This window comes from Candidatus Poribacteria bacterium, from assembly GCA_016866785.1.
GTDB lineage: Bacteria > Poribacteria > WGA-4E.
Genome location: VGLH01000181.1, coordinates 1 through 6,109 on the forward strand (window position 1 = coordinate 1; position 6,109 = coordinate 6,109).

Sequence of the window (6,109 nt, forward strand, 5' to 3'; positions counted from 1 at the left end):
ACGGGCGAACGCCTCGCCAACGGACGGCTTCGGGTCTTCGCGCATGCGCTCCTCCGATGGTGGCGTTGGCGCTGCTTCGGCGACTCCCGAATCGTAGAACCGCCTTTGGCGCGTGTCAATTCGGTTCGCTCTGCGAGTTGTCCGGCTCCGTATGGCAATGGTAGCATCCGCCGCGTAACCCGAACGGGGGCCCCATGGCTGCAAGTACTGTCAGGACAGTGACTGCGAAACTGGCGATCTTCGTCTGCGCAGCGCTGCTCGCTCTCGGCTCCGCCTGCGGATCGTCCGAGAGACCATCGAGCAGCGGACTTCGGCGGATCGTTTGGGTCGATGTCGCCGAACCGGCAGATTCCTCGCTCGCAGGACTCCTGGGAACCGAGGAACCGGATCACGACGTGTGGCGGATCGTCCGCCAGCTCCGGGCAGCGGCAGAGGACGAGAACGTCGCAGGCGCGCTGCTCCGACTGGACGGCGCATTCCCGACACGCTCGGACGCGCAGGAGATCGTCTCTGCGCTGGGCGATCTGCGCCGTGAGGGCAAGCGCGTTGTCGCGTACGCGGATGCCTATTCGGGATCCGCCTACCTGCTGGCGGCTGCCGGCGCGGACGAAGTGCTCCTGTCACCGCTGGGCATGGTGGACCTGGTCGGCGTGTCCGTCCAGGTGACGCACTACTTCGACCTGATGGAGAAGATCGGCGTCCGCGCGGACCTGCTCCGCGCCGGCAACTACAAGACCGCCGTCGAGCCTTTTACGCAGTCCGAGATGTCACCCGAAGCGCGCGAGATGTACGACCGACTGCTGGACGATCTCTACGGTCAACTCGTGGACGGCGTCGCGTCGGGACGCAAGCTCAGCGGCGAACAGGTTCGGTCGCTCATCGACGGCGGGCCCTACACGGCGCGCGAGGCGCAGACGGCGAAGCTGGTGGACGACCTGATCTACCCCGACGAGCTCGAAAGCCGCATCGAGGACGTTCTGGACGAAGACATTGAGATCGACGAAGGGCAGCCGAAGGCGCGGCAGCGAGTCGGCGGACTCCGAGGGCTCCTGCGGATGCTGTCCAACGCCGGATCGGGCCCCTCGACGCACCGATCCCGGCGCGACAAACTCGCGCTCATCCGCGTTTCCGGCGTCATCGTTGCCGGTGGATCGGCGAGCCCTCTCGGCATGGGCGGGTTCTGCGGCGCCGATGACATCGTCGATGCCCTGAATGAAGCCGAGGACGATCCGACGGTCAAAGCCGTTGTGCTGCGGATCGACAGCCCGGGCGGCTCGGCACAGGCTTCAGACATGATCTGGCGCGCCGTCAAGAAGACCTCTCAGGCGAAGCCGGTCGTGGCGTCGATGGGCTCCGTGGCAGCGTCCGGCGGGTACTACGTCGCGATGGCAGCGGACGAAGTGCTGGCGAGCGAAGGGACGATCACCGGAAGCGTCGGCGTGTTCGGCGGCAAGTTCTCGTTCGCGGGGCTCTACGACAAGATCGGCGTCCGCAAGACGGTTCTCAAGCGCGGCGAGAACGTCACCATCGACGACGAGGGCGCTCCCTTCTCCGATTCCGAACGCGAACGCATCCAGGCGCTCATCGACGACACGTACCGCGAGTTCGTGACGAAGGCAGCGGACGACCGCGAGAAGACGTTCGCCGAGATGGACGAGTTGGCGCAAGGCAAAGTCTGGACCGGCAAGGAGGCGCTCAGCCACGGTCTCGTGGACACGGTGGGCGGCTTGTCGGACGCCTTCAAGACCGCCAAGGAACGCGCTGGCTACTCGCCCGACACGAAGTTCGAGCTGCTGGAGCTCCCGGAACCGGTGTCGCTGTTCGAGCTCCTCCTCGGAGGAGCGAGCGCCCGCGCCGACTGGCTCGGGCTCCGGGCGTGGGAGCGCGCCGCGCGTGCTCTCGATCGCGCAGCGCTCGAACGGGCGTGGGCGCTCCTGCCCGTCTCGATCCGCTGATCGGGAGCCGAGGAGGGTTCCGCTGACACGCGTTAAGGTCTGTGGCATCACGAGCCTCGACGACGCGCTCATGTGCGTCGACGCCGGCGCGCACGCGCTGGGCTTCAACTTCTGGCAGGGAAGCCGTCGTGTCGTCTCGCTGCCCGTTGCTGCTGAGATCATCCGGTCGCTCCCGCCGTTTGTCACGACCGTAGGCGTGTTCGTGAACGAGCGGATCGACGTCGTCGCCGAGACGATGCGGGCGTGCCGCCTCGACGTGGCGCAGCTCCACGGCGATGAGAGTCCGGGCTATTGCCGCCAGCTCGGTGGACGGATCGTCAAGGCGTTCCGCGTCGGACCCGGACGCGAGCGCCCGCTTGCCGACTACGATGTCAGCGCCTTCCTGCTCGATACGTACGTCCCGGGCGATCCCGGCGGAACCGGCACGCGGTTCGACTGGAACCTCGCCCGCGAGGCGCGGCAGCACGGACCGGTCATCCTCGCCGGTGGATTGACGCCGGAAAACGTCGCCGAGGCGATCCGCGTCGCCCAGCCGTACGCCGTCGATGTCAGTTCCGGCGTCGAGCAGGCTCCGGGAGTCAAAGACGCCGACGCCGTCCGACGCTTCATTGCGGCGGCATCCGAATAGACCCGCCGCCGCCCGGCGGGTATACTTTAGGTCGCGGCGCACTCTCTCCGACGCTTCGAACCCACCGGAAAGCGAGGAAGCGCCATGCGTTCGTCGGCGGAGCGTATGCGTTCCGGCGATCTGCGTCTCTTCTCTGGGCGGTCCCACGTGGGGCTTTCTGCCGAAGTCGCCGACATCCTCGGCGTCGACCTCGGCACGATCCATCTCACGACCTTCCCGGACTCCGAGACGCACGCGCAGATCGAGGAGAGCGTACGCGGCTCCGACATCTTCCTCATCCAGCCGACCTGCGTGCCTGTCAACGAAACGCTCATGGAGCTCCTGGTGATGCTCGACGCTTTCCGTCGCGCGTCCGCCGGGCAGTTGACAGCGGTCATCCCCTACTTCGGCTACTCGCGTCAGGATCGCAAGTCCACGGGCAGGGAGCCCATTACGGCGCGCCTCGTCGCGGATCTGCTCACGACGGCGGGAGCGGACCGCGTCGTCTCCGTCGATCTCCATGTGGCGCAGATCCAGGGGTTCTTCGATATCCCGATGGATCATCTGACCGCCGCGCCGATCCTCGTCTCGCACCTGCGCGAGAAGAAGCTCCAAGACGCGATCATCGTGTCCCCCGACGTGGGCAGAGCGAAGCTCGCGGAGAAGTACGCCCAGGCGCTCGACCTGCCGTTGGCGCTGATGCACAAGCGGCGCAGCGGCGTCGGCGGACAGGACGTCGAGGTGCTGGAGATCATCGGCGAGGTCGAAGGGAAGACGCCCATCCTCGTGGACGACGTCATCGCGGGCGGGAGCATCGTCAAGCAGGCGGACGCCCTGATGCGGGCAGGCGCTCAGCCTGCCTACATCGCGGTCACGCACGGCGTTCTCGTCGGGAACGCCGCCGAGCGTTTGAGCGCGCCGTCCATCCGCGAGGTGATCGTCACGAACACAGTGCCGGTCTCCGACGCGAAGCGCCGGGCGATCCCCAACCTGACGGTTCTCAGCATCGCGCCGCTGCTGGCGACGGTCATCCGCAACATCCACGCGTTTGAATCGGTGAGCAAGGTCTTTAGCGATCACCAACTCGAGTTCGCCGTCTGACCGGAACGCCCGGTTTCCGGAACGGCAGAGCGGCATGGGACGTTCTCACGGGCTGGCATGCCCAGGGAGGTGTGGCGTGCGTCACGTCGGTGTGCTCCTCGCAACGCTGTTGCTGTGTTCCGGAGCGCGCGCTGAAACGCCCGCTCCCAGCCCGGATGCGGTTCAGTTGCTCCGCGAGATGGCGTCCGCGTACGGCAAGCTGTCCAGGTTCCATCTCAAGGCGCTCCAGACGACGAATGTGAAGATCGGCGAACAGACCGAGCGCACCGAGACGCCGCTCGTCCTCGCCGCCGACGGCTCCGCGAAGGCGCGCGCCGAGACGGTCAACACGTTCGGGCGGTTTGTCGTGGTCGGCAATCTTGAGTCCGCATGGATCTTCCTGCCCGAAGAGAACGTCTACATGCGCGAGGACTTGTCCGACACGGCTGAAGACGCTCCCGCGATGAAGATCCGCCCGCGACGGTTCGTGGACGCCGCGCTGGACCAGTTCCGCGCCGTCGGCGAGGACACGCCCTCTGCCCGATACCTCCGCGCCGAGACCCTCAAGCTCGGCGAGGTGCCCCATTCGGTTCACGTCATCGAGGCGGACTACCGACCGGAAGGCGCGCCGGAGGTCGTCGATATCTCCCCGACGACGCTCTGGATCGACGCGAAGACCCACCTTGTCCTGAAACAGCAGGTTCACATCGTCATTCCCGACGAAGAATCGAAGGTGGAGGTGCAAGAGACGCTCGCCGTAGACACGGCGTCCATTGGCGAGGAGCTGCCCGACGAGCTCTTCGCGTTCGAGCCCCCGGAGGACGCAGAACGCGTCGAGGACTTGGGCGGACCCGAGATGGAGGAGGTCAACCTGACCGGCTCTCCCGCCCCCGATTTCTCCGCCAAAGACTTCGCCGGGAAGAGCGTTCAGCTTTCGTCGCTGGCGGGCAAGGTCGTTCTCATCGATTTCTGGGCGACGTGGTGCGGGCCCTGCCGCATGGAACTGCCGCACGTCCAGAAACTGCACGCGGAGCTCGCCGATAAGGGCTTGGTCGTCCTCGGCGTCAACGACGAGCCCGCCGACGTGGCACAGAAGTTCATGACCGAGAGCGGCTATACGTTCACGTCGCTGGTGGACGTCGAGTCAGCCGTGGCTCGGCAGTACGGCGTCACGGGCATTCCCACCGTCGTCATCGTGGGCAGGGATGGCGTCGTATCGGCTCATTTCGTCGGCGCGCGCGAGGAAGCGGAGCTCCGCGCCGCGCTCGTCGTCGCTGGCATCGAGTGATCGGAACCCATCGGGGGCAGTCCAGTGCTTCAGGCAGACGAACGCGGGCACTTCGGCGAGTTCGGGGGGCGCTATCTCCCCGAAACGCTCATGCCCGCCATGATCGAGCTCGAACAGGCGTACCGCGAGGTGTCCGCCGATCCGTCCTTTCAGCGCGAGTTCGGCGACTTGCTCCGACAGTACGTCGGCAGGCCCTCGCGGCTCTACTACGCGGCTCGGATGACGGAAGCCCTCGGCGGCGCGCGCATCTACCTCAAGCGCGAAGACCTCAACCACACCGGCGCGCACAAGATCAACAACGCCATCGGTCAGGCGCTGCTCGCCAAGCGGATGGGCAAGAAGCGTATCATCGCCGAGACGGGCGCGGGACAGCACGGCGTCGCGACGGCGACCGCCTGCGCGCTGTTCGGACTCGACTGCGAAGTCTACATGGGCGAAGAGGACATCCGCCGCCAGTCGCTGAATGTCTTTCGGATGCGGCTCCTCGGCGCGAACGTCATCTCCGTCACGTCCGGCACACGCACCCTCAAGGACGCCATCAACGCGGCGTTCCGCGACTGGGTGACCAACGTTCGGAGCACCTACTACCTGATCGGCTCCGTCGTCGGGGGGCACCCGTATCCGACGATCGTGCGCGACTTCCAGTCGGTCATCGGGGTGGAGGCGCGCGAGCAGATTCTGGATGCCGAAGGACGCCTGCCCGATGCGCTCGTCGCCTGCGTTGGCGGCGGGAGCAACGCCATCGGGCTCTTCGCGCCCTTCTACGAGGACGCGTCGGTGCGGATGATCGGCGTCGAAGCCGCCGGAGAGGGTCTGAACGCCCGTCACGCCGCATCGCTGACCGCCGGAGCCGTCGGCGTGTTCCACGGCGCGAAGTGCTACCTGCTCCAAGAGGAGGATGGGCAAGTCGCCCCCGCGCACTCCATCTCGGCGGGACTCGACTATCCCGGCGTCGGACCCGAGCACTCCTACTACCGCGCCACGGGACGCGCCGAGTACGTCGCCGTCACGGACGACCAGGCGGTCGAGGGGTTCCAGCTCCTCTGCCGAACCGAGGGGATCATCTCCGCGCTCGAATCGGCGCACGCCGTCGCGCACCTGACGGAACTCGCCCCAGCGCTGGGCAAGGACGCCGTCATCGTCGTCAACCTGTCGGGCAGGGGCGACAAGGACACGGGA

Annotated in this window: 5 protein-coding genes; all 5 read left to right on the forward strand. The window is 66.7% G+C overall.

Annotated elements, in window-relative coordinates; all coding sequences use genetic code 11:
• Window positions 1-194: 194 nt before the first annotated feature.
• On the forward strand, window positions 195-1,955 hold the full coding sequence (sppA, locus tag FJZ36_17585; GenBank protein MBM3216712.1) for a signal peptide peptidase SppA: 1,761 nt from the start codon (window positions 195-197) through the stop codon (window positions 1,953-1,955).
• Between the two features lie 22 nt (window positions 1,956-1,977).
• Complete coding sequence (locus FJZ36_17590; protein MBM3216713.1) at window positions 1,978-2,583, forward strand: phosphoribosylanthranilate isomerase; 606 nt, start codon at window positions 1,978-1,980, stop codon at window positions 2,581-2,583.
• 105 nt (window positions 2,584-2,688) lie between these two features.
• Window positions 2,689-3,663, forward strand: a complete 975-nt coding sequence (locus FJZ36_17595) for a ribose-phosphate pyrophosphokinase (protein MBM3216714.1) — start codon at window positions 2,689-2,691, stop codon at window positions 3,661-3,663.
• Between the two features lie 76 nt (window positions 3,664-3,739).
• Window positions 3,740-4,930: a redoxin domain-containing protein gene (locus FJZ36_17600; protein MBM3216715.1), complete on the forward strand. Its 1,191-nt coding sequence runs from the start codon at window positions 3,740-3,742 to the stop codon at window positions 4,928-4,930.
• Between the two features lie 24 nt (window positions 4,931-4,954).
• Window positions 4,955-6,109 (forward strand): tryptophan synthase subunit beta (trpB, locus tag FJZ36_17605; GenBank protein ID MBM3216716.1); only part of this gene is annotated, 1,155 nt, incomplete at its 3' end.